Origin of the sequence: Polynucleobacter yangtzensis (assembly GCF_001595965.1) — a bacterium.
Classification (GTDB): Bacteria; Pseudomonadota; Gammaproteobacteria; order Burkholderiales; family Burkholderiaceae; genus Polynucleobacter; species Polynucleobacter yangtzensis.
On sequence record NZ_LOJI01000001.1, the window covers coordinates 318,575 to 342,359 of the forward strand.

The window sequence follows — 23,785 nt, forward strand, 5'->3', positions numbered from 1 at the left end:
AATCAATAAGTTAGGTGCAAATGATAGCGGTTTTCGCAATTTTTCGCATGATGTAAGTCAAAAACCCCTTTGTTTTTGGCGCGCCCGGCAGGAATCGAACCTGCGACCCTTGGCTTCGGAGGCCAATACTCTATCCACTGAGCTACGGGCGCCAGTGAAAATCTGGCTACCCATCTATTGTAAGTGCCTATAACCCTACTCTCTAGTTATAATCACGGCAAAACAACCCTAAAACCCGTCAAACGATAAATTCTTATGAGCAACGAGCACGGAAGTCTGATTAAGTCCCCAAAACAACTCATCATTATGGTGTTTGCAAGCTTTTTTGTGCCACTCATCATTATTTTGTTGCTAATGGTGTTTGTAAACAATGGCAAGCGTAGCGATTCGTCTGCAAGCGCCGAGCAATTGATTAAGCCAGTAGCCCAGTTGAATTTTAAAGACGCTAGCGCCCCTAAAGAGCTTCAAACAGGCGAGCAAGTTTATAAAGCAGTTTGCGCTGCGTGTCATGCAAGTGGCGCTGCAGGTGCCCCTAAATTTGGTGATGCTGGTGCATGGGCTTCACGTTTAGGCAAAGGCTATGACGGCTTACTAGCATCTGTAATTAAAGGCAAGGGCGCTATGCCTGCTCGTGGTGGTGCCGCTCCTGCTGATGTGAGTGACTATGAGTTAGGTCGTGCAGTTGTGTATTTGGCAAATTCTGCTGGTGGCAAATTACCAGAGCCAAAAGCGCCTGCTGCTCCTGCTGCTAAATAATTTCTTTGCACGTATTTAAAAGCTGGCTATACGCCAGCTTTTTTATTTTTGCTTATTCGTTTTTTGCATCCAAGGCGATTTGGTAGGCCTCTTTTTTTGTGAGCCCTAGAGTTTGCGAGAGGACTGCCGCAATTTCTTTGCTACCCATATAAGGGCTTAGTGCATTAGCCCACAATAGTAGCGATGCATGTTCGGGCGCCTCATCGCCTTTGGCTGGACGGCCTGCAACCACAATTACAAATTCGCCTTTAAGGCTCTCTGCACTCGCAAGCCAGCTGGCAACGTTGCAGGCTTCAAGCGAAACAATCTCTTCAAATTTTTTGGTTAACTCGCGACAAATCAAAAGCTGATGATCGGGCTCTAGATGATTTGCCAATAGCGCTAATGTCTCTTTGATGTGATGTGGTGATTCAAAAAAAATGCTTGCTTTTTTGCTGCTAGAAATATCTTGTAAGAAGGTGTCGCGATCTTTTGTTTTGTTGGGCCAAAAACCTAAAAACTGAAAGCGTCCTTCCGACCCATGCATCACAGATCCCGCCACTGAGATCGCGCCAGACACTGCGCTTGCCCCAGGAATGGGTATTGCCCGCAACCCAGCTTTTTGAACTTCACTTACAAGTCTTGCCCCAGGGTCAGAAACTCCCGGCGTACCTGCGTCTGAGATATAGGCCCAACGCTCGCCATTGGTGAGGTGCTGAATAACCGTTTGAGCTCCACTGATTTCATTGTGCTCGTGAAGCGCTAAACATTTCTTATGTATGCCAAACTGCTGGAGTAACGCTGCGCTATGCCTAGTGTCTTCACAGGCAATTCCATCCACTGCATTTAATAGATGTAGGGCGCGTAAGGTAATGTCACCCAAATTTCCGATAGGTGTGGCCACCATGTAAAGAGCCCCAGCAGGCAAATCCTGCTGCTTTAAAAAATCATATGAGCTAAGTTCCATGGGGTTTACCTGAAAAAGTTAATTAATTAGTAAGAGAATACGTTGCTTTTGAGATGACCCGATTGCCGCTGAAATTGGGCTATCTTTGGCGCATAATATTGATATGGATAAAGATATTAATGAACGTTTGCGTAAGCGCGCCTCCCAACATTTTCTAGATAGCATTGCGGTAAAGCAAGAGGCTGAGAAAGTGTTGCCTGACTCTGTTGCTGTGGGTGTATTGGCAATGGTGGAATGTTTGCGTGCTGGCGGTAAGGTCATGGCTTGCGGCAATGGCGGCTCGGCTGCCGATGCTCAACACTTTGCCGCTGAGTTGATCGGTCGGTTTGAAAGAGAGCGCCAAGAGTTGGCGGCGATTGCTCTGACAACCGACACTTCTATTCTGACTGCAGTTGGAAATGACTACAGCTATGACGAAGTTTTTAGTAAGCAAGTTCGCGGGCTTGGAAAAAAGGGCGACATTCTTTTGGGAATTTCAACTTCTGGAAACTCAAAGAACGTTGTTAAGGCAATTGAAGCTGCAAAAAAGATGGGCATTAAAATTATTGCGTTGACCGGAAATGGCGGCGGAAAAATTGCGCAGTTGTTAGATAAAGATGACATTCATTTATGCGCACCATCAACTCGAACTGCGCGCATTCAGGAAACACATTTGGTTTTACTGCACGCCTTGTGTGATGGCGTAGACCATGTCCTGCTCGACTAAAAGTTATTGCCACTTAAACACAGAAAATATCCCCATGAAAATTTCCTCTATCGCCAAGTTATTCGTTGTGCTGTTAATTGCATCTCAGGTGACAGCATGTGGAGTGCTCGCAGTAGGTGGTGTTGCAGCTGGCGCATCGATAGCAGCAGATCGACGCACGCCAGGCGTACAGGCTATCGATAAAGGTATTGAGCTAGAGGCAGAAAACGCGCTGGCGAAGAAATTTGGAGATAACGCGCACATTAACGTCACTTCGTTTAATCAAAAAGTGTTGTTAACTGGAGAGGTTAAGGATGCCGATATTAAGGGTGAGGCCGGTGCCTACGTCAAGGCGATGAAGAACGCACGCTCCGTATTTAACGAATTAATTATTGGGCCGAATAGTAGTTACACAGCTCGCGCAAATGATTCTTATCTCGAATCAAAAATCAAAACTCAAATGATCTTCACTGACCAGTTGCCATCGAATTCTATGGCGATAGTTGCTGAAGGTAGCAGTGTTTATCTTATGGGCATCTTGACGCAAAACGAAGCGGATATTGCCAAGAAAGTGGCTAGCAATACAAACGGCGTTAAAGATGTTTATGTTTACTTCGACATTATTTCTCAAGAAGAAAAAGTGCGCCTAGAAAAACAAGGCAAGGCCGATCAAACACAACCTAGTAGTCCACCAAAATTTCAGTAATTTATTGAAGGCTGTTGATGTTTAAAAAGCGAGTGACTGTAAAAATATTTTTTTTGTTTGCAGCGCTCGCTTGCTTTATGTCTGTCGCACAAGCTAGTGCTGAAGATGAAAAAGCATTTGCGATTGCAAAACAAAATGCATGCTTAGGTTGTCATGCATTCAATAAAAAAATTGTTGGCCCAAGCTTTCAAGCGATTGCAGAAAAATATAAGGGCGATGCAAATGCTCAAGCGTTTTTAAAAAATAAAATCGCTAAAGGCGGATCTGGGTCTTGGGGTGTGGTGCCTATGCCGGCGAACACAAAACTGAATGATGCGGATCTGTCTACATTAACTAGTTGGATATTGCGTGGCGCACCCAACAAAAATTAATGCAGCATTAATTAACGCGCGAGACCAGGCCTACCTAAGAACCACCACCATGCTTGATTGGATTGCTTGAGGTTTTTCTTCAGTACGTAATCCATATCAGCCCACTGTTCGTTTGCAGCTTCTTCCACAATGGTTGCAGGACTTGCAGGTGGCAATTTAAGGCAAGCGTCGGCATCGCCATAGGCGTATTCAACGGTCATTCCAGCCTTTTGTGCCAAATGCATCATCGCCTTATTGTTTGCAAGGCAGTGAACATATAGTGTTTCAATGCGGGTATTGCGTGAATGCACAGCAGAACGCTGCAATAGTGCTGTCCCTAGGCCCTGAGAGCGCCCTTCTGGCAGTACTGATACGCCAAATTCAGCAGCTCGTGGTTGGCCCTTATGCTCTGGTAAATAGGCTAAATGGGCCATGCCAATGAGCTTCAGATCCAAATCAAATACGCCGAAAATGGCATCTTTGTTGAAATCTAAGTGCTCTACATAGTGACGAATGACCTCATCAGGGGTTTGAGTACCAAAGCGTAAGCGTCTATCTTCATCATTTAGTTGTAGTAAATGGTTCAGTATCTCTTCTCTGTAGCCCGCATGAAGTTCGCGCACAGGTACAGCCTGCCCTGCCGAATATGGGCTCGCAGGTAAGTGACTATTCGCTAATTTATTGTGCATAGCAATATATTAGCAGGAATTAGAATAATTTTCAGGGTTTTCCCTAATAATGTGGCTTAAGCGCAATAAGAGGTGAGTTTGACGGTCATAAACCGGCTCAATTCATCCCTTGAAACCTAAAAAGCCAAAAAAATAGAAATTTAAGAAAAAAGTTGAAATTTTTTTTCAAAACTAAGTACTTGTTTTTATTGGGTTTATTTTTTTAATAGGAAAAAACCCTGCCTTTTTTAAGAAAAAGACTACGAAAGGTGTTGACGACCCAAAATAAGTGCGCTATAGTCTCACCTCTCTGCTGAATGTTATTTGAAATACAAAACAAGTCAGCCCTCTTTAAAAATTAGTCAACCGATAATTGTGGGTACTAAGTGAAAGCATCCAGTCCTTCGGGACAGATGTAAATAAATAGTACTCATAGACAGTAAAAAAATTTGGTTTTATTACCAAGTCAATTTCTTGAATGAGTGCGACGATCCGCGAGGATCACAGGAATTGAACTGAAGAGTTTGATCCTGGCTCAGATTGAACGCTGGCGGCATGCCTTACACATGCAAGTCGAACGGCAGCACGGGTGCTTGCACCTGGTGGCGAGTGGCGAACGGGTGAGTAATACATCGGAACGTACCTTATCGTGGGGGATAACGCAGCGAAAGCTGTGCTAATACCGCATACGCCCTGAGGGGGAAAGCGGGGGATCGAAAGACCTCGCGCGATTAGAGCGGCCGATGCCTGATTAGCTTGTTGGTGGGGTAAAAGCCCACCAAGGCGACGATCAGTAGCTGGTCTGAGAGGACGATCAGCCACACTGGGACTGAGACACGGCCCAGACTCCTACGGGAGGCAGCAGTGGGGAATTTTGGACAATGGGGGAAACCCTGATCCAGCAATGCCGCGTGAGTGAAGAAGGCCTTCGGGTTGTAAAGCTCTTTTGTCAGGGAAGAAACACCGGCTCTAACACAGTCCGGGAATGACGGTACCTGAAGAATAAGCACCGGCTAACTACGTGCCAGCAGCCGCGGTAATACGTAGGGTGCGAGCGTTAATCGGAATTACTGGGCGTAAAGCGTGCGCAGGCGGTTATACAAGACAGGCGTGAAATCCCCGGGCTTAACCTGGGAATGGCGCCTGTGACTGTATAGCTAGAGTGTGTCAGAGGGGGGTAGAATTCCACGTGTAGCAGTGAAATGCGTAGATATGTGGAGGAATACCAATGGCGAAGGCAGCCCCCTGGGATAACACTGACGCTCATGCACGAAAGCGTGGGGAGCAAACAGGATTAGATACCCTGGTAGTCCACGCCCTAAACGATGCTGACTAGTTGTTCGGGATTTACATCCTGGGTAACGTAGCTAACGCGTGAAGTCAGCCGCCTGGGGAGTACGGTCGCAAGATTAAAACTCAAAGGAATTGACGGGGACCCGCACAAGCGGTGGATGATGTGGATTAATTCGATGCAACGCGAAAAACCTTACCTACCCTTGACATGTCACTAACGAAGTAGAGATACATTAGGTGCTCGTAAGAGAAAGTGAACACAGGTGCTGCATGGCTGTCGTCAGCTCGTGTCGTGAGATGTTGGGTTAAGTCCCGCAACGAGCGCAACCCTTGTCTTTAGTTGCTACGCAAGAGCACTCTAAAGAGACTGCCGGTGACAAACCGGAGGAAGGTGGGGATGACGTCAAGTCCTCATGGCCCTTATGGGTAGGGCTTCACACGTCATACAATGGTGCATACAGAGGGTTGCCAACCCGCGAGGGGGAGCTAATCTCAGAAAATGCATCGTAGTCCGGATCGTAGTCTGCAACTCGACTACGTGAAGCTGGAATCGCTAGTAATCGCGGATCAGAATGTCGCGGTGAATACGTTCCCGGGTCTTGTACACACCGCCCGTCATACCATGGGAGTGGGTTTTGCCAGAAGCCGTTAGCCTAACCGCAAGGAGGGCGACTGCCACGGCAGGGTTCATGACTGGGGTAAAGTCGTAACAAGGTAGCCGTATCGGAAGGTGCGGCTGGATCACCTCCTTTCTAGAGAAAAGATGCTGGACCTATAGTGCCCACACTTATCGGTTGACAATAAAAGCCACGGGTCTGTAGCTCAGCTGGTTAGAGCACTGTGTTGATAACGCAGGGGTCGTAGGTTCAAGTCCTACCAGACCCACCACCAGCCAGAAACAAGACTTAGTGGGACGTTGGGGGATTAGCTCAGCTGGGAGAGCACCTGCTTTGCAAGCAGGGGGTCGTCGGTTCGATCCCGTCATCCTCCACCATCATCTAAATGTCAAAACTAAGCGAATATTTAATCGTTTAGTTTTGCCATTTATGGCTGTTCTTTAAAAATTTGAGTAAGCAAAGTGTCAAATGTTTCTTTGAGAGGACATTTGACAATGTAATAAGGGTAAAGATTGAATCATCAATCAGTAATACAAACGAGTTTTACCAAGTTCTTAACAAAGTACTTACAGTTTGGATTACGGCAAACATGTCAGAAGTAGAAGTAAACCTATAACAGGTACTAGCAATGGTGCTCGTTATAGGATCAAGTGAATAAGTGCACATGATGGATGCCTTGGCGATTACAGGCGACGAAAGACGTTATAACCTGCGATAAGCCCCGGGGAGCTGGTAAATAAGCTTTGATCCGGGGATTTCTGAATGGGGAAACCCACCACTTTTGTGGTATCCATACCTGAATACATAGGGTATGAGAAGCGAACCTCGTGAACTGAAACATCTAAGTAGCGAGAGGAAAAGACATCAACCGAGATTCCCAGAGTAGTGGCGAGCGAAATGGGAACAGCCTTCTAGTGATAGCTCAGTAATTAACAGAATGGAATGGAAAGTCCAACAATAAAGGGTGATAGTCCCGTATGTGAAAATTATTGGGTGGTACTAGGCTAGAGACAAGTAGGGCGGGACACGTGAAATCCTGTCTGAATATGGGGGGACCATCCTCCAAGGCTAAATACTCGTAATCGACCGATAGTGAACAAGTACCGTGAGGGAAAGGCGAAAAGAACCCCGGGAGGGGAGTGAAATAGATCCTGAAATTGTGTGCATACAAACAGTAGGAGCCTCGTAAGGGGTGACTGCGTACCTTTTGTATAATGGGTCAGCGACTTACATTCAGTAGCAAGCTTAACCGAATAGGGAAGGCGTAGCGAAAGCGAGTCCGAATAGGGCGCTAGTTGCTGGGTGTAGACCCGAAACCAGTTGATCTATCCATGGCCAGGTTGAAGGTGCGGTAACACGTACTGGAGGACCGAACCCACTAACGTTGAAAAGTTAGGGGATGAGCTGTGGATAGGGGTGAAAGGCTAAACAAAACTGGAAATAGCTGGTTCTCTCCGAAAACTATTTAGGTAGTGCCTCGTGTATCACTGTAGGGGGTAGAGCACTGTCATGGTAGTGGGGTCCATTGCGGATTACTGCGCCATAGCAAACTCCGAATACCTACAAGTGCAAGCACGGGAGACAGACATCGGGTGCTAACGTCCGGTGTCAAGAGGGAAACAACCCAGACCGCCAGCTAAGGTCCCTAATATATGCTAAGTGGGAAACGAAGTGGGAAGGCTAAAACAGTCAGGAGGTTGGCTTAGAAGCAGCCATCCTTTAAAGAAAGCGTAATAGCTCACTGATCGAGTCGTCCTGCGCGGAAGATGTAACGGGGCTAAGCATATAACCGAAGCTGCGGATCACAGTAATGTGATGGTAGGAGAGCGTTCTGTAAGCCTGTGAAGGTGTCTTGTAAAGGATGCTGGAGGTATCAGAAGTGCGAATGCTGACATGAGTAGCGATAAAGGGGGTGAAAAGCCCCCTCGCCGTAAGCCCAAGGTTTCCTGTTCAACGTTCATCGGAACAGGGTGAGTCGGCCCCTAAGGCGAGGCAGAGATGCGTAGCTGATGGGAACAAGGTTAATATTCCTTGACCATTGTTAGATGCGATGGGGGGACGGATCGCGGAAAGTTGTCCGGGTGTTGGAAGTCCCGGTTCTTGCGTTGGAGATGGCTATTAGGTAAATCCGGTAGCGTAATTCAAGGGCGTGAGACGAGCGAATTTATTCGCGAAGCAATTGGAAGTGGTTCCAAGAAAAGCCTCTAAGCTTCAGTCTAACAAGACCGTACCGCAAACCGACACAGGTGGGCGAGATGAGTATTCTAAGGCGCTTGAGAGAACTCAGGAGAAGGAACTCGGCAAATTTGCACCGTAACTTCGGGATAAGGTGCGCCCTTGTAGTTTGACCGTGAACAACGGGAGGACGAAAGGGTTGCAATAAAAAGGTGGCTGCGACTGTTTAATAAAAACACAGCACTCTGCAAACACGAAAGTGGACGTATAGGGTGTGACGCCTGCCCGGTGCTGGAAGATTAAATGATGGGGTGCAAGCTCTTGATTGAAGTCCCAGTAAACGGCGGCCGTAACTATAACGGTCCTAAGGTAGCGAAATTCCTTGTCGGGTAAGTTCCGACCTGCACGAATGGCGTAACGATGGCCACACTGTCTCCTCCTGAGACTCAGCGAAGTTGAAATGTTTGTGATGATGCAATCTACCCGTGGCTAGACGGAAAGACCCCATGAACCTTTACTGTAGCTTTGCATTGGACTTTGAATCGGTCTGTGTAGGATAGGTGGGAGGCGTTGATAACAGGATGCTAGTTCTGTTGGAGCCAACCTTGAAATACCACCCTGATTTATTTGAGGTTCTAACCTTGGCCCGTTATCCGGGTCGGGAACAGTGCATGGTAGGCAGTTTGACTGGGGCGGTCTCCTCCCAAAGTGTAACGGAGGAGTACGAAGGTACGCTTGGTACGGTCGGACATCGTACCTAAAGTGCAATGGCAAAAGCGTGCTTAACTGCGAGACCGACAAGTCGAGCAGGTGCGAAAGCAGGTCATAGTGATCCGGTGGTTCTGTATGGAAGGGCCATCGCTCAACGGATAAAAGGTACTCTGGGGATAACAGGCTGATACCGCCCAAGAGTTCATATCGACGGCGGTGTTTGGCACCTCGATGTCGGCTCATCTCATCCTGGGGCTGTAGCCGGTCCCAAGGGTATGGCTGTTCGCCATTTAAAGAGGTACGTGAGCTGGGTTTAAAACGTCGTGAGACAGTTTGGTCCCTATCTGCCATGGGCGTTGGAGATTTGACGGGGGCTGCTCCTAGTACGAGAGGACCGGAGTGGACGTACCGCTGGTGTACCTGTTGTTTCGCCAGAAGCATCGCAGGGTAGCTATGTACGGAAGAGATAACCGCTGAAAGCATCTAAGCGGGAAACTTGCCTGAAGATGAGATCTCCCGTAGGTTTAACCTACATAAAGGGTCGTTGAAGACCACAACGTTGATAGGTCGGGTGTGGAAGTGCAGTAATGCATTAAGCTAACCGATACTAATTGCCCGTTAGGCTTGATCCTATAACCAGCACTATTGTGTTGGATGTTTGCCAGATTTAATCTGCATCCTTATTACATGCTTACTCAAATAGAGTTGTTGATTTAATCAGCAACTCGACCCTCTACGCCCGGTGACCATAGCGAATTGGAACCACTCCTTCCCATCCCGAACAGGACAGTGAAACGATTCTACGCCGATGATAGTGCGGATTACCCGTGTGAAAGTAGGTAACTGCCGGGCACCAATGCGACGCCCAGACCCTCTTAGGTCTGGGCGTTTTTACTTGTGCAAAGCGTTTAGAGTGATTGACAGAAACTCCATTTGGAGTCAGAATATTGGGTTCGCGGAGGGGTGTCCGAGCGGCTAAAGGAGGCAGACTGTAAATCTGTTGGCTACGCCTACGTAGGTTCGAATCCTACCCCCTCCACCAGATGTGCGGGATTAGTTTAATGGTAAAACAGCAGATTTCCAATCTTCGGTCAAGAGTTCGATTCTCTTATCCCGCTCCAGAATTTGTTGCATTAGATTACGCCCATGTGGCTCAGTGGTAGAGCACTCCCTTGGTAAGGGAGAGGTCGGCAGTTCGATCCTGCCCATGGGCACCATGTATGGTTTTATTAATTGTGTATTTCGTGTTTGGTTTAAGAGTTAACTAAAGGCAGATTAAAAATGGCAAAAGAAAAATTCGAGCGGACAAAACCGCACGTAAACGTAGGCACCATCGGTCACGTTGACCACGGTAAAACCACATTGACAGCAGCAATTGCAACCGTGCTTTCTAAAGCATTCGGTGGCGAAGCAAAAGCATACGATCAGATCGATGCTGCTCCAGAAGAAAAAGCACGTGGTATTACGATTAATACAGCGCACGTTGAGTACGAGACAGCTAACCGTCACTACGCTCACGTGGATTGCCCAGGACATGCTGACTACGTTAAGAACATGATTACTGGTGCTGCTCAGATGGACGGCGCAATTTTAGTTTGCTCTGCTGCTGACGGCCCAATGCCACAAACTCGTGAGCACATCCTCTTGGCACGTCAAGTTGGTGTTCCTTACATCGTGGTGTTCCTCAACAAGTGCGACATGGTTGATGACGCTGAATTGCTCGAGTTAGTTGAAATGGAAGTTCGTGAGCTTCTGTCTAAGTACAACTTCCCTGGCGATGACACACCAATCATCCAAGGTTCTGCTAAGTTAGCTTTAGAAGGCGACGAAGGCAAATTGGGTAAAGAAGCCATCATGAAATTGGCTGAAGCACTTGACTCATACATCCCAACTCCAGAGCGTGCTGTTGACGGTGCGTTCTTGATGCCAGTAGAAGACGTGTTCTCTATCTCCGGTCGCGGTACTGTTGTTACAGGCCGTATCGAGCGCGGCATCATCAAGGTCGGCGAAGAGATCGAAATCATCGGTATCAAACCAACACTCAAGACAACTTGTACTGGTGTTGAAATGTTCCGCAAATTGCTCGACCAAGGTCAAGCAGGCGATAACGTTGGTATCTTGTTACGCGGTACAAAACGTGAAGAAGTTGAGCGCGGCCAAGTATTGGCTAAGCCAGGTTCAATCACCCCACATACTCACTTTACAGCCGAGGTTTACATCTTGGGTAAAGACGAAGGTGGCCGTCATACTCCATTCTTTAACAACTATCGTCCACAGTTCTACTTCCGCACTACGGACGTAACTGGTTCAATCGAGTTGCCAAAAGACAAAGAAATGGTTATGCCTGGTGATAACGTGACTATTACCGTAAAACTCATCGCTCCTATCGCGATGGAAGAAGGTTTACGTTTTGCGATCCGTGAAGGTGGCCGTACTGTTGGCGCCGGCGTGGTTGCAAAGATTTTGGCTTAATTAGTTTTTATAAAGGGGTGTAGCTCAATTGGCAGAGCGTTGGTCTCCAAAACCAAAGGTTGGGGGTTCGATGCCCTCCGCCCCTGCCACGATTTGAACTGAAAGCAATATGTCTCAACAAACAGCAAGTCAATCTGAAGAAAAAAGCAGCTGGGTCTCTGGACTCGCTGCTTTAATCGTTGTCGCAGCGCTAGTGCTCTACTACACGCTGGCTGACCAGTCCATGTTGGTACGTCTTGCCGTTTTATTTGGCGGCATTGCATCAGCAGTTTTAATTGTGGCGATTTCACCAGACGGGCGTCGTTTTATCGCCTATGCAAAAGATTCTTGGTATGAAGTAAAAAAGGTTGTTTGGCCGACTCGTAAAGAGACTACCCAGATGACTCTAGTCGTATTTGGCTTTGTTCTGATCATGTCCTTGTTTTTATGGATTGCAGACAAATTGATTGAATGGCTAGTTTTTTCAGTCTTTTTGGGCTGGAAGTGAGTAAAAAATGACTGATTCTGAAGTAGCCGTAAATCCACAAGCTACCGGCAATATGCGCTGGTATGTAATCCATGCCTATTCCGGAATGGAAAAAAGCGTGAAGAGAGGCCTCGAAGAGCGTATTGCACGCTCTGGCATGCCTGAGAAATTTGGCCGTATTTTGGTTCCTTCCGAAGAGGTTGTAGAAATCAAATCTGGCACTAAATCTGTTTCTGAGCGCCGTTTCTTCCCAGGATACGTCCTGATTGAGATGGAAATGACCGACGAGAGCTGGCATTTGGTGAAAAATACACCAAAAGTGACTGGTTTCGTAGGTGGCGTTCGTAACCGCCCAAGCCCAATTTCTACTGCTGAAGTAGCGAAAATCATGGATCAAATGCAGGCTGGGGTAGATAAGCCTAAGCCTAAGACCCTATTTGAAGTTGGTGAGATTGTGCGTGTTAAAGAAGGCCCATTTGTTGATTTCAACGGAAATATCGAAGAAGTCAATTATGAGAAGTCAAGATTACGCGTTTCTGTTACAATCTTTGGCCGCGGTACCCCAGTTGAATTGGAGTTCGGCCAAGTAGAAAAGATGTAAAAACAAGGACTTAGTCCATTTTTGCAGTGCAGTAGTTTGTAGTTTTAGATGGTTATTTAGATTTTGTATTTAACCGAGGAGCGGAGCTAGAAAGCCAAAAACTAGCGAAGCGTTTACTCAACAGCGGTCTTTCCTAATGAGGTTAGGCGCGCTTTAAGGAGCAACACATGGCAAAGAAGATCATTGGCTTTATTAAGCTGCAGATCCCTGCAGGTAAAGCAAATCCATCACCACCCGTAGGTCCAGCATTGGGTCAACGCGGCCTCAACATTATGGAATTTTGTAAGGCGTTTAATGCTCAAACTCAGAGCATGGAACCTGGCCTACCAATTCCAGTTGTGATTACAGCGTTTGCTGATAAGAGCTTCACATTCATCATGAAGACTCCTCCAGCAACCATCATGATTAAGAAGGCTGCGAAGATCGAAAAAGGATCACCACGTCCCCATACCGATAAGGTTGGTTCAATTACTCGTGCTCAAGCGGAAGAAATCGCTAAAGCAAAAATGCCAGATTTGACAGCAGCCGATATGGATGCAGCTGTTAGAACTATCGCTGGTAGCGCCCGTTCCATGGGCATCACTGTGGAAGGTCTCTAATCATGACTAAGTTATCTAAACGCGTAAAAGCAATTCAATCTAAAGTTGATCGCAATAAGTTCTATTCATTGGACGATGCATTGAACCTCGTTAAAGAGTGTGCAACTGCTAAGTTTGATGAGTCTATCGACGTTGCTGTTCAGTTAGGTATTGATGCTAAGAAATCTGACCAAGTTGTGCGTGGCGCAGTAGTGCTCCCAGCAGGTACAGGTAAGCATGTTCGTGTAGCTGTTTTTGCACAAGGCGAGAAGGCTGAACAAGCTAAAGCTGCTGGTGCAGAAATCGTTGGCATGGAAGATCTTGCTGAACAAATTAAAGGCGGCAAAATTGATTTCGATATTTTGATCGCATCTCCAGACACAATGAAAATTGTTGGTACTTTAGGTCAAGTATTGGGCCCACGTGGTTTGATGCCGAATCCAAAAGTTGGAACAGTTACTCCTGACGTTGCTACTGCAGTTAAGAATGCAAAAGCTGGTCAAGTTCAGTTCCGTGTGGACAAAGCCGGTATCGTGCACGCAAGCATCGGCCGTCGTTCATTCGAGCCAACTGCATTGAAATCCAACTTGCTCGCATTGCTTGAGGCTTTGAATAAAGCAAAGCCACCTGCATCTAAGGGAGTCTATTTAAAGAAGGTCGCCGTAAGCAGCACCATGGGTGCAGGCGTACGCGTAGACCAAGCATCGTTACAGGCAGCAGCTTAATTAGCCTGTAACAAAAAAGAACTTTGGGTCGACTCCCACTCTTTGAGTGAGAGTCGAACATCAAAGACCGTTGGTGGATTGGTTTGCTTACTCAGAAATTAATTCTTAATCGTTACGAAAGTAATAGCCAGCGCAGATGGCGACCCTGAAAAGATTTTCACAAGAGACTTTGTGAACAAATGATCAGACGCTGGTGTGTAACCCCAACTGGAAACAGTTGGTTTTTATGGAGTTAAACCGTGCCTTTGAATGTACAAGACAAAAAAGCGATTGTTGCTGATGTCGGCGCTCAATTGGCTGGAGCCCAAACTGTCGTGCTCGCTGAATACCGTGGTATTCCAGTAGAGCAGTTGACAAAGCTACGTGCTAGCGCACGTGACCAAGGTGTATATCTTCGCGTTTTGAAGAACACATTGGCACGCCGTGCTGCACAAGGCACACAGTTTGAGCCTCTTGCTGATTCGATGGTTGGCCCCTTGATCTATGGCATCTCTGCTGATCCGATTGCTTCGGCAAAAGTATTGCAGAACTTTGCTAAGACTCAAGACAAGCTAGTCATTACTGCTGGCTTATATAACGGCAAGTTGTTAGATGTTGCAGGCGTTAAAGCCCTCGCAACAATTCCAAGCCGCGACGAGTTGTTATCTCAGTTGTTAGGTGTGATGTTGGCACCGGTATCTGCGATGGCTCGCGTATTGGGCGCAGTAGCAGCACAAAAGGCAGCTGGAGCACCCGCTCCCGCAGCAGCACCTGCAGAAGCAGCAGCCCCAGCAGCAGTAGCCGCTGAAGCCGCTCCAGAAGCAGCCGCTGAGCCTGCAGCCGCAGCCCCAGAAGCTGGAACAGAAGCAAACGAAACCCCTGCCGCTGAATAAGCGACAGATTAACTATTTAAGTATTAGGAGCTAAAAATGGCGATTACTAAAGAAGAAATCATTGATGCAGTAGGTAGCATGTCCGTTATGGATTTGAACGACTTGGTTAAAGCGTTCGAAGAGAAGTTTGGTGTTTCAGCTGCAGCTATGGCTGTTGCTGGTCCTGCAGGTGCTGCCGGTGGCGATGCTGGTGGTGCAGAACAAACTGAATTCACTGTTAACTTGCTCGAAGCTGGCGCAAACAAAGTTTCAGTAATTAAAGCAGTTCGCGAAATTACTGGTCTTGGCTTGAAAGAAGCTAAGGACTTGGTTGACGGTGCACCGAAGCCAATCAAAGAAGGCGTTGATAAGAAAACTGCTGAAGAAGCTAAGAAGAAACTTGAAGAAGCTGGCGCTAAAGCAGAACTCAAGTAATAAACACAATGCTGGCGCCTCTCAAAAAGGGGCGTTAGCCATGTTGGGTTTGACCATTAGTGGTCAAACCCGATTTCATTTCTGATTGAAATCGGGTTTGCCTTCTGATACGACTGCAGAATGCAAGTTTGGTCGGACACTAGATCGAAACGGTTTAGTGTTGTCCGCCAGTGATTGGTAGTGGCCAATCGCCAAATCTTTGTACAGTCGCTGAATTCGGAGATGAAATGAACTATAGCTTCACCGAACGCAAGCGAGTCCGTAAAAGCTTTGCTAAGCGAGTAAACAACCACCAGGTTCCGTACCTGATCGCAACGCAGCTGGAATCCTACGCTAAATTTTTACAGGCTGATAAGCCGGCAATGTCTCGTCTTACTGAGGGACTTCAAGCCGCCTTTACATCGGCGTTCCCAATTGTGTCTAACAACGGCTATGCACGTATGGAATACGTGTCTTACCAGTTATCACAGCCACCATTTGACGTTAAAGAATGTCAGCAACGTGGTTACACATACCACTCTGCCTTACGCGCAAAAGTTCGCTTGATTATTTATGATCGCGAAGCACCTACTAAGGTTAAAGAGGTAAAAGAGAGCGAAGTCTACATGGGTGAAATTCCACTCATGACAGAAAACGGCTCTTTTGTGATTAACGGTACTGAGCGCGTAATCGTATCTCAGTTGCACCGTTCCCCAGGCGTGTTCTTTGAACACGATAAGGGCAAGACACACAGCTCAGGTAAGTTGCTGTTCTCAGCACGCATCATTCCTTACCGTGGTTCATGGCTCGATTTCGAGTTTGACCCAAAAGATATTCTCTATTTCCGCGTTGACCGTCGTCGTAAGATGCCTGTCACCATTTTGCTCAAAGCAATTGGTTTAAACAACGAACAGATTCTTGCTAACTTCTTTAACTTTGACCATTTCTCATTGACTGCTAATGGCGGCTCAATGGAATTTGTGCCAGAGCGTTTGCGTGGTCAGTTGGCTAGCTTTGATGTGCTCGACAAGAATGGCGTTGTAGTCATTCAAAAAGACAAGCGTATCAATGCAAAGCATATCCGCGAACTTGAAGCTGCAAAAACAAAAACAATCGCTGTACCAGATGACTATTTAATTGGTCGTGTAGTTGCACGCAATATTGTTGATCCAGACTCCGGTGAAATCTTGGCTTACGCTAACGATGAAATCACTGAAGAGTTGTTGGCGACATTGCGCGATGCAGGTATCAAGCAGTTAGAAACCATCTACACCAACGATTTAGATTCTGGTGCATACATTTCACAGACATTGCGTACTGATGAAACTGCGGATCAAATGGCTGCTCGTATCGCCATCTACCGCATGATGCGTCCTGGTGAGCCTCCAACAGAAGATGCTGTTGAAGCCTTGTTCCAGCGCTTGTTCTATAGCGAAGATACTTACGATTTGTCACGCGTTGGCCGTATGAAGGTCAACAGCCGTTTGAACCGTCCAGAAATGGAAGGTCCAATGGTTCTGTCAAACGAAGATATTCTCGATACCATTAAATCTCTCGTAGATTTGCGTAACGGCAAAGGCGAAGTGGACGATATCGATCACTTAGGTAATCGTCGTGTGCGTTGCGTTGGCGAGTTGGCTGAAAACCAATTTCGTGCTGGTTTGTCACGTGTTGAGCGTGCGGTTAAAGAGCGTCTCGGCCAAGCCGAAACAGAAAACCTCATGCCGCATGATTTGATTAACAGCAAGCCAATCTCTTCTGCTATTCGTGAGTTCTTCGGTTCTTCACAGCTGTCCCAGTTTATGGACCAAACCAACCCACTCTCAGAGATCACGCACAAACGTCGTATTTCTGCATTGGGACCTGGTGGTTTGACACGCGAGCGCGCAGGTTTCGAAGTGCGCGACGTGCATCCAACCCACTACGGACGTGTTTGCCCTATCGAAACTCCAGAAGGACCAAACATTGGTTTGATCAACTCGCTCGCGTTGTTTGCGCGTTTGAATGAGCATGGTTTCCTTGAGACTCCATACCGCAAGGTTTCCAATAGCAAGGTAAGCGATGAAGTGGTTTACCTCTCTGCGATTGAAGAAGCGAAGTATGTAATTGCTCAGGCGAATGCAACGATCGACAAAAACGGTAAATTAGCTGACGAATTGGTTTCTGCTCGTCAAGCTGGTGAAACTATGATGGTTAGCCCAGAGCGCATCGATTTCATCGACGTTGCTCCTAGCCAGATCGTTTCTGCTGCTGCTTCACTCGTTCCATTCTTAGAGCACGATGATGCGAACCGTGCGTTGATGGGTGCGAACATGCAGCGTCAAGCAGTTCCTTGCTTGCGTCCTGATAAGCCATTAGTTGGTACAGGTTTAGAGCGCATTGTTGCGGTTGACTCCGGCACTGTTGTATTAGCAGCGCGTGGCGGTATTGTTGATTACGTTGATGCGAATCGTGTTGTGATTCGTGTGAACGATGATGAAACTGCAGCCGGTGAAGTTGGTGTGGATATTTATAACCTCATCAAGTACACCCGTTCAAACCAAAACACCAACATCAACCAACGTCCAATCGTGAAGGTTGGCGATCGTGTAGCCCGCGGCGACGTAGTTGCTGACGGTGCATCTACCGATTTAGGTGAATTGGCTTTGGGTCAAAACATGACTGTGGCATTTATGCCATGGAACGGTTACAACTTCGAAGATTCAATCTTGATCTCTGAGAAAGTTGTTGCTGATGACCGCTACACCTCTATTCATATTGAAGAGCTGTCAGTGGTTGCACGTGATACCAAGCTTGGTTCAGAAGAAATTACTCGCGATATCTCTAATTTGGCAGAGTCACAACTCTCCCGTTTAGATGAAAGCGGTATTGTTTACATCGGTGCTGAAGTTGAAGCTGGCGACGTATTGGTTGGTAAGGTAACTCCAAAGGGCGAGACAACTCTCACTCCAGAAGAGAAGCTCCTCCGCGCGATCTTCGGTGAAAAAGCATCTGACGTAAAAGATACTTCTTTGCGCGTTCCATCAGGAATGATCGGTACTGTTATCGATGTTCAAGTCTTCACCCGTGAAGGTATTGAGCGCGATGCCCGTGCACAGTCAATTATTCAAGAAGAATTACAACGCTATCGTTTGGACTTAAACGATCAGTTGCGTATTGTTGAAGGTGATGCCTTCATGCGTTTAGAAAAACTGTTGATTGGCAAAGTTGCCAATGGTGGTCCTCAGAAATTAGCTAAAGGCACTAAGATCGACAAGGAATACCTTGCTGGCTTAGATAAATACCATTGGTTTGATGTGCGTCCAGCAGATGATGAAGTTGCCTCACAAGTTGAAGCGATTAAGTCCTCTATCGAAGCGAAGCGTAAACAGTTTGATGAAGCCTTCGAAGAGAAGCGCACCAAGCTTACCCAGGGTGATGATTTGCAACCTGGCGTAACGAAGATGGTTAAGGTGTACTTGGCTGTTAAGCGTCGCTTACAGCCTGGTGACAAGATGGCCGGTCGTCACGGTAACAAGGGTGTGGTTTCTAAAATCGCTCCAGCTGAAGATATGCCATTTATGGCTGACGGACGCCCTGTTGATATCGTCTTGAACCCATTGGGTGTTCCTTCCCGTATGAACGTTGGTCAGATCTTGGAAACCCACTTAGGTTGGGCTGCTCAAGGTATTGGCAAGCGTATTGACGAGATGGTTCGCCAACAAGCTAAACAAGCTGAGTTACGCAAGTTCCTCAAACAGCTTTACAACGAAACAGGCCGTATTGAAGACATCGACAACTTCACTGACGAGCAAATCACAGTATTGGCTGAGAATCTCCGCCAAGGCTTGCCATTTGCAACTCCAGTGTTTGACGGTGCTACAGAAGCCGAAATCGGACGCATGCTCGAGTTGGCTTATCCAGAAGAAGTAGCTACTTCTTTGAAGATGACTCCTTCACGTCAGCAAATGATTTTGTGCGACGGCCGTACTGGCGATCAATTCGAGCGTCCAGTAACTGTTGGCGTAATGCACGTCTTGAAACTCCACCATTTGGTCGATGACAAGATGCATGCTCGTTCAACCGGACCTTACTCTTTAGTAACGCAACAGCCATTGGGCGGTAAAGCTCAGTTCGGTGGTCAGCGCTTTGGTGAGATGGAAGTCTGGGCCCTCGAAGCATACGGTGCTTCATATGTCTTGCAGGAAATGCTGACAGTGAAGTCCGATGACGTCGCAGGCCGTACCAAGGTTTACGAAAACATCGTCAAGGGCGAGCACACGATTGATGCTGGCATGCCCGAATCCTTCAACGTGCTGGTAAAAGAAATCCGTTCGTTGGGTATTGACATTGACATGGAGCGCAACTGATATGAAAGCATTGCTCGATTTATTTAAGCAAACGCAGGGTGATGAGCAGTTTGATGTCATCAAGATTGGCCTCGCATCTCCTGAGAAAATTCGCTCATGGTCTTTTGGTGAAGTACGCAAGCCAGAAACCATCAACTACCGGACATTTAAGCCCGAGCGTGATGGTTTGTTTTGCGCCAAGATTTTTGGACCAACTAAAGACTACGAGTGCTTATGCGGTAAGTACAAGCGCTTAAAGTTCCGTGGCGTAATCTGCGAGAAGTGCGGCGTTGAAGTTACTCTCGCTAAGGTACGTCGTGAGCGCATGGGCCACATTGAGTTGGCAGCCCCTGTAGCGCACATTTGGTTCTTGAAGTCCTTACCATCCCGTTTGGGTATGGTTCTCGATATGACATTACGCGATATCGAGCGCGTTCTTTACTTTGAAGCATACGTAGTTGTTGATCCTGGCATGACTCCTGAAGGCGCGATGAAGCGCGGTCAGATCATGTCTGAAGACGAGTACATTGCTAAGACTGAAGAGTATGGTGACGGCGCATTTACTGCCATCATGGGCGCGGAAGGTATTCGTGATCTTTTGCGTTCGATTGATATCGATCGTGAAGTTGAGACTATTCGTGCTGACTTGAAGGCTACTGGTAGCGATGCCAAGATTAAGAAATACGCTAAGCGCTTAAAAGTGCTCGAGGCGTTCCAGACTTCAGGTATTAAGCCTGACTGGATGATCATGGAAGTATTGCCAGTATTGCCACCTGAATTGCGCCCATTGGTGCCGTTGGATGGCGGTCGTTTTGCTACCTCTGATTTGAACGACCTCTATCGTCGCGTGATCAACCGTAACAACCGTTTGAAGCGTTTGTTAGAGTTGCGCGCACCAGAGATCATCGTTCGCAACGAAAAACGTATGTTGCAAGAAGCGGTTGACTCATTGCTCGACAACGGTCGTCGCGGTAAGGCTATGACTGGCGCTAATAAGCGTCCTCTCAAGTCCTTAGCTGAGATGATTAAAGGTAAGAGCGGTCGTTTCCGTCAAAACTTGTTGGGTAAACGTGTTGACTACTCTGGTCGTTCAGTCATCGTGGTTGGTCCTACATTGAAATTGCATCAGTGCGGTTTACCAAAATTGATGGCTTTGGAATTGTTCAAGCCATTCATTTTCAACAAGCTTGAGACTTTGGGAATTGCAACCACTATTAAGGCTGCGAAGAAAGAAGTTGAAAGCCAGACTCCAATCGTTTGGGACATTCTCGAAGAAGTGATTCGTGAGCATCCAATCATGTTGAATCGTGCGCCTACATTGCACCGTCTCGGTATCCAGGCTTTCGAGCCAATGCTGATTGAAGGTAAAGCAATCCAATTGCACCCATTAGTCTGCGCGGCATTTAACGCTGACTTTGACGGTGACCAAATGGCGGTTCACGTTCCTTTGTCGCTCGAAGCGCAAATGGAAGCACGTACATTGATGTTGGCTTCGAACAACGTATTGTTCCCAGCTAACGGCGAGCCATCAATCGTTCCTTCACAGGACGTGGTGTTGGGTCTGTACTACGCTACACGTGACAAGATCAACGGCAAAGGCGAAGGCATGGTTTTCGCCAACATTACTGAAGTAGTGCGTGCATACGAAGCAGGTCAAGTTGAATTGGCTTCTCGTGTTGCTGTTCGTATTACTGAGTATGAGATCGTGGACAAGAAGGCAGAAGGCGATGCGCGTTTTGCTGAGAAGACCAAGATCTATCAAACATCAGTTGGCCGTGCAATCTTGTCTGAGATTTTGCCTAAGGGCATGTCTTTTGAGGAAATCAACAAGCCTTTAAAGAAAAAAGAAATCTCACGTTTGATCAACACATCATTCCGCAAGTGCGGTTTGCGTGAAACAGTCATTTTTGCTGACCGTCTCTTGCAGTCTGGTTTCCGTTTGGCTACCAATGCTGGTATCTCTGTTGCGATCGATGATATGTTGATCCCAACATCTAAAGAGCGCATCATCACTGAAGCTTCTGCCAAGGTTAAAGAGTATGACAAGCAGTTCATGTCTGGTCTCGTAACCAATCAAGAACGTTATAACAACGTGGTTGATATTTGGGGTGCCGCAGGCGACCAAGTTGGTAAGGCCATGATGGATGAGTTGTCACACGTTGACGTACTCGACCGTAACGGTAAGACTGTTCGCCAAGAATCCTTCAACTCCATCTACATGATGGCGGATTCTGGTGCGCGTGGATCTGCAGCGCAGATTCGTCAGTTGGCCGGTATGCGTGGTTTGATGGCTAAGCCTGATGGCTCCATTATTGAAACCCCAATTACTGCGAACTTCCGTGAAGGCTTGAACGTGTTGCAGTACTTCATTTCAACCCACGGTGCTCGTAAAGGTCTGGCTGATACCGCATTGAAGACAGCGAACTCAGGTTACTTGACGCGTCGTTTGTGCGACGTTACTCAAGATCTCGTGGTGATCGAAGAGGATTGCGGCGCGACTACTGGCGTAACGATGAAGGCGCTTGTTGAAGGCGGCGAGATTATCGAAGCATTGCGTGATCGTATTTTGGGTCGTGTATGTATCGGTGACATCGTTCACCCTGACACACAAGAAGTGATTGTTCCTAACGACACATTGCTCGATGAAGATCATGTTGATCAAATCGTTGCATTGGGCATCGACGAAGTTAAAGTTCGTACAGTATTGTCTTGCTTAACTCGCTTTGGCTTGTGCGCTAAGTGCTACGGACGTGATCTAGGTCGCGGTGGTTTGGTGAACGTTGGTGAGGCAGTTGGTGTTATCGCTGCTCAGTCGATCGGTGAGCCAGGTACACAGTTGACTATGCGTACCTTCCACATCGGTGGTGCAGCGTCACGCGCTTTAGTTGCAAGCAATATTGAAGCTAAATCAAATGGTGCATTGAAGTTCTCCGGCACGATGCGTGTTGTGAAGAACGCGAAGGGTGAGCAGATCGTGATTTCACGTTCTGGCGAAGCCTTGATCGTTGATGAGAATGGTCGTGAGCGCGAGCGTCATAAAGTTCCTTACGGCGCAACTCTCTTGTTGAAAGAAGATGCAGCGGTTAAGGCTGGCGCAAGCTTAGCAACCTGGGACCCATTAACACGTCCGATTATTTCTGAGTACGCTGGTATCGCTCGCTTCGACAACGTTGAAGAAGGTGTAACTGTTGCTAAGCAGGTTGACGAAGTTACCGGTCTATCCACTTTGGTGGTGATTGACGGTAAGCGTCGTTCAGCAGCAAGCAAAGGCGTTCGCCCAATGATCAACTTGGTTGATGAAAAGGGTAATGAAGTCATGATCGCTGGTACTGATCATCCAGTAAACATTGGCCTCCAGGTAGGCGCTTTGATTACTGTTAAGGATGGTCAGAAAGTTGAAGTCGGTGAAGTATTGGCGCGTATTCCAATCGAATCACAGAAGACTCGCGACATTACCGGTGGTTTACCACGCGTTGCAGAATTGTTCGAAGCACGTTCACCAAAAGATGCAGCTGTATTGGCGAAAGTTACTGGAACAGTTTCCTTCGGTAAAGAAACCAAAGGTAAACAACGTTTGGTAATTACCGATATGGACGGTGAAGCCAATGAATTCTTGATTCCTAAAGAGAAGCAAGTTCTCGTTCACGACGGTCAAGTTGTGAACAAGGGCGAGATGATTGTGGAAGGCCCTGCTGATCCACACGACATCTTGACTCTCAAAGGTATCGAAGAGTTGGCAATCTACATCGTTGACGAAGTTCAAGACGTTTACCGTCTCCAGGGTGTGAAGATCAATGACAAGCACATTGAAGTTATCGTGCGTCAGATGTTGCGTCGTGTTCAGGTAACTGATCCAGGCGACACATCATTCATCACTGGTGAGCAAGTTGAGCGTTCTAAGTTGTATGACGCTAACGATGCAGTGATCGCCCAAGGTAAGCACCCAGCTCAGTTCGATAACGTGTTGCTAGGCATTACCAAGGCATCCTTGTCGACCGACAGCTTCATTTCAGCGGCTTCTTTCCAAGAAACCACCCGTGTATTGACCGAAGCCGCAATTATGGGCAAGACCGATACACTCCGTGGCCTCAAGGAAAACGTCATTATTGGTCGTCTGATCCCTGCTGGTACCGGCTTGTCTTATCGCCGTGCACGCAAGGTCAGAGAGCAATTCGAGCGTGACCGCGCTCAAATGATTGCCGCCGAAGAGGAAGCAATGGCCAATATGCCTGTAGAAATAGAGGCTGAAGTCGTTGCTCCTACTGGGGAGGCTGATCCAAGCTAATTTGGTAATTCTGGCCAGAAATGGCCAGTTTTTTCCCCATTTGGTTGACGGAAAAGGCTGGCCAAGCTAGAATGCTGAGTTCTACTGATTCAGAAGAGGGTCTTTTTGACCTAGAAATTCTCTAAGTCATTGATTTTCTTGAAGAAAGCAACAAAGAA

Annotated in this window: 13 protein-coding genes, 7 tRNA genes, 3 rRNA genes and 2 pseudogenes; 22 read left to right on the forward strand and 3 right to left on the reverse strand. The window is 47.2% G+C overall.

Going from position 1 to position 23,785, the window contains the following annotated elements; all coding sequences use genetic code 11:
* Window positions 1-76: 76 nt before the first annotated feature.
* Window positions 77-152 (reverse strand) — tRNA-Arg (locus tag JaK3_RS01645).
* Window positions 153-255: 103 nt separating this feature from the next.
* Here JaK3_RS01645 and JaK3_RS01650 point away from each other — a divergent pair.
* Window positions 256-747 (forward strand): annotated as a pseudogene (locus JaK3_RS01650) (c-type cytochrome); the annotation flags it as partial.
* 61 nt (window positions 748-808) lie between these two features.
* On the opposite strand, the gene rsmI reads toward JaK3_RS01650, so the two are convergent.
* Entirely contained in the window at window positions 809-1,702 is an 894-nt protein-coding gene (gene rsmI, locus JaK3_RS01655; RefSeq protein WP_068320074.1) for a 16S rRNA (cytidine(1402)-2'-O)-methyltransferase, read from the reverse strand.
* A gap of 103 nt (window positions 1,703-1,805) precedes the next feature.
* Here rsmI and JaK3_RS01660 point away from each other — a divergent pair, with 103 nt between their 5' ends.
* The 3 genes from JaK3_RS01660 (at window position 1,806) to JaK3_RS01670 (ending at window position 3,464) form a co-directional block, all read left to right on the forward strand.
* Window positions 1,806-2,408: a phosphoheptose isomerase gene (locus JaK3_RS01660; protein WP_068320672.1), complete on the forward strand. Its 603-nt coding sequence runs from the start codon at window positions 1,806-1,808 to the stop codon at window positions 2,406-2,408.
* A 34-nt stretch (window positions 2,409-2,442) separates the two neighbouring features.
* Window positions 2,443-3,093 (forward strand): BON domain-containing protein, encoded by a 651-nt coding sequence (locus JaK3_RS01665; protein ID WP_068320076.1) that lies wholly within the window; start codon window positions 2,443-2,445, stop codon window positions 3,091-3,093.
* Window positions 3,094-3,170: 77 nt separating this feature from the next.
* Window positions 3,171-3,464: a c-type cytochrome gene (locus JaK3_RS01670; protein WP_150114179.1), complete on the forward strand. Its 294-nt coding sequence runs from the start codon at window positions 3,171-3,173 to the stop codon at window positions 3,462-3,464.
* An 11-nt stretch (window positions 3,465-3,475) separates the two neighbouring features.
* Here the strand turns inward: JaK3_RS01670 and JaK3_RS01675 are convergent, their stop codons facing one another.
* Window positions 3,476-4,132, reverse strand: a complete 657-nt coding sequence (locus JaK3_RS01675; RefSeq protein WP_068320080.1) for a GNAT family N-acetyltransferase — start codon at window positions 4,130-4,132, stop codon at window positions 3,476-3,478.
* A gap of 491 nt (window positions 4,133-4,623) precedes the next feature.
* On the opposite strand from JaK3_RS01675, the gene JaK3_RS01680 reads away from it, so the two are divergent.
* The 18 genes and pseudogenes from JaK3_RS01680 to rpoC all read left to right on the forward strand — a co-directional run bounded on the left by JaK3_RS01680 (window position 4,624) and on the right by rpoC (window position 23,627).
* Window positions 4,624-6,156 (forward strand): 16S ribosomal RNA (locus JaK3_RS01680).
* A 59-nt stretch (window positions 6,157-6,215) separates the two neighbouring features.
* Window positions 6,216-6,292: transfer RNA gene (locus tag JaK3_RS01685), tRNA-Ile, on the forward strand.
* A gap of 30 nt (window positions 6,293-6,322) precedes the next feature.
* Window positions 6,323-6,398 (forward strand) — tRNA-Ala (locus JaK3_RS01690).
* A 267-nt stretch (window positions 6,399-6,665) separates the two neighbouring features.
* Window positions 6,666-9,539: ribosomal RNA gene (locus JaK3_RS01695) — 23S ribosomal RNA — on the forward strand.
* Window positions 9,540-9,645: 106 nt separating this feature from the next.
* Window positions 9,646-9,759, forward strand: a 5S ribosomal RNA gene (gene rrf / locus JaK3_RS01700).
* Together the 16S, 23S and 5S rRNA genes with 5 tRNA genes alongside form the textbook arrangement of a ribosomal RNA operon.
* Window positions 9,760-9,864: 105 nt before the next feature.
* Window positions 9,865-9,949: transfer RNA gene (locus JaK3_RS01705), tRNA-Tyr, on the forward strand.
* A gap of 5 nt (window positions 9,950-9,954) precedes the next feature.
* Window positions 9,955-10,028: transfer RNA gene (locus JaK3_RS01710), tRNA-Gly, on the forward strand.
* A gap of 21 nt (window positions 10,029-10,049) precedes the next feature.
* Window positions 10,050-10,124: transfer RNA gene (locus JaK3_RS01715), tRNA-Thr, on the forward strand.
* Between the two features lie 64 nt (window positions 10,125-10,188).
* A complete protein-coding gene (gene tuf, locus JaK3_RS01720; protein ID WP_068320082.1) occupies window positions 10,189-11,379 on the forward strand; it encodes an elongation factor Tu in 1,191 nt (396 codons plus the stop codon).
* A 13-nt stretch (window positions 11,380-11,392) separates the two neighbouring features.
* Window positions 11,393-11,468: transfer RNA gene (locus JaK3_RS01725), tRNA-Trp, on the forward strand.
* A gap of 20 nt (window positions 11,469-11,488) precedes the next feature.
* The gene (gene secE / locus JaK3_RS01730; RefSeq protein WP_068320084.1) at window positions 11,489-11,866 is read left to right on the forward strand and encodes a preprotein translocase subunit SecE; all 378 of its coding nucleotides are present in this window, start codon (window positions 11,489-11,491) and stop codon (window positions 11,864-11,866) included.
* Between the two features lie 7 nt (window positions 11,867-11,873).
* Complete coding sequence (gene nusG, locus JaK3_RS01735) at window positions 11,874-12,446, forward strand: transcription termination/antitermination protein NusG (protein WP_068320086.1); 573 nt, start codon at window positions 11,874-11,876, stop codon at window positions 12,444-12,446.
* 167 nt (window positions 12,447-12,613) lie between these two features.
* Window positions 12,614-13,045, forward strand: coding sequence for a 50S ribosomal protein L11 (rplK, locus tag JaK3_RS01740; RefSeq protein ID WP_068320088.1), 432 nt, complete (start codon window positions 12,614-12,616; stop codon window positions 13,043-13,045).
* A gap of 2 nt (window positions 13,046-13,047) precedes the next feature.
* Window positions 13,048-13,749: a 50S ribosomal protein L1 gene (gene rplA, locus JaK3_RS01745; protein ID WP_068320090.1), complete on the forward strand. Its 702-nt coding sequence runs from the start codon at window positions 13,048-13,050 to the stop codon at window positions 13,747-13,749.
* Window positions 13,750-13,988: 239 nt separating this feature from the next.
* Window positions 13,989-14,504: pseudogene (rplJ, locus tag JaK3_RS01750) on the forward strand (50S ribosomal protein L10); the annotation flags it as partial.
* 153 nt (window positions 14,505-14,657) lie between these two features.
* On the forward strand, window positions 14,658-15,035 hold the full coding sequence (rplL, locus tag JaK3_RS01755; protein ID WP_068320094.1) for a 50S ribosomal protein L7/L12: 378 nt from the start codon (window positions 14,658-14,660) through the stop codon (window positions 15,033-15,035).
* Window positions 15,036-15,262: 227 nt separating this feature from the next.
* Window positions 15,263-19,363 carry a DNA-directed RNA polymerase subunit beta gene (gene rpoB / locus JaK3_RS01760; protein WP_068320096.1) on the forward strand — a complete coding sequence of 1,367 codons (4,101 nt, stop codon included), beginning with the start codon at window positions 15,263-15,265 and terminating at the stop codon, window positions 19,361-19,363.
* Between the two features lies 1 nt (window position 19,364).
* Entirely contained in the window at window positions 19,365-23,627 is a 4,263-nt protein-coding gene (rpoC, locus tag JaK3_RS01765; RefSeq protein ID WP_068320098.1) for a DNA-directed RNA polymerase subunit beta', read from the forward strand.
* Window positions 23,628-23,785 lie beyond the last annotated feature (158 nt).

Coding starts and splice junctions, on each gene's coding strand:
- rsmI (WP_068320074.1), bottom strand. CDS start 1,702: ATGGAACTTAGCTCATATGATTTTTTAAAGCAGCAGGATTTGCCTGCT.
- JaK3_RS01660 (WP_068320672.1), top strand. CDS start 1,806: ATGGATAAAGATATTAATGAACGTTTGCGTAAGCGCGCCTCCCAACAT.
- JaK3_RS01665 (WP_068320076.1), top strand. CDS start 2,443: ATGAAAATTTCCTCTATCGCCAAGTTATTCGTTGTGCTGTTAATTGCA.
- JaK3_RS01670 (WP_150114179.1), top strand. CDS start 3,171: ATGTCTGTCGCACAAGCTAGTGCTGAAGATGAAAAAGCATTTGCGATT.
- JaK3_RS01675 (WP_068320080.1), bottom strand. CDS start 4,132: ATGCACAATAAATTAGCGAATAGTCACTTACCTGCGAGCCCATATTCG.
- tuf (WP_068320082.1), top strand. CDS start 10,189: ATGGCAAAAGAAAAATTCGAGCGGACAAAACCGCACGTAAACGTAGGC.
- secE (WP_068320084.1), top strand. CDS start 11,489: ATGTCTCAACAAACAGCAAGTCAATCTGAAGAAAAAAGCAGCTGGGTC.
- nusG (WP_068320086.1), top strand. CDS start 11,874: ATGACTGATTCTGAAGTAGCCGTAAATCCACAAGCTACCGGCAATATG.
- rplK (WP_068320088.1), top strand. CDS start 12,614: ATGGCAAAGAAGATCATTGGCTTTATTAAGCTGCAGATCCCTGCAGGT.
- rplA (WP_068320090.1), top strand. CDS start 13,048: ATGACTAAGTTATCTAAACGCGTAAAAGCAATTCAATCTAAAGTTGAT.
- rplL (WP_068320094.1), top strand. CDS start 14,658: ATGGCGATTACTAAAGAAGAAATCATTGATGCAGTAGGTAGCATGTCC.
- rpoB (WP_068320096.1), top strand. CDS start 15,263: ATGAACTATAGCTTCACCGAACGCAAGCGAGTCCGTAAAAGCTTTGCT.
- rpoC (WP_068320098.1), top strand. CDS start 19,365: ATGAAAGCATTGCTCGATTTATTTAAGCAAACGCAGGGTGATGAGCAG.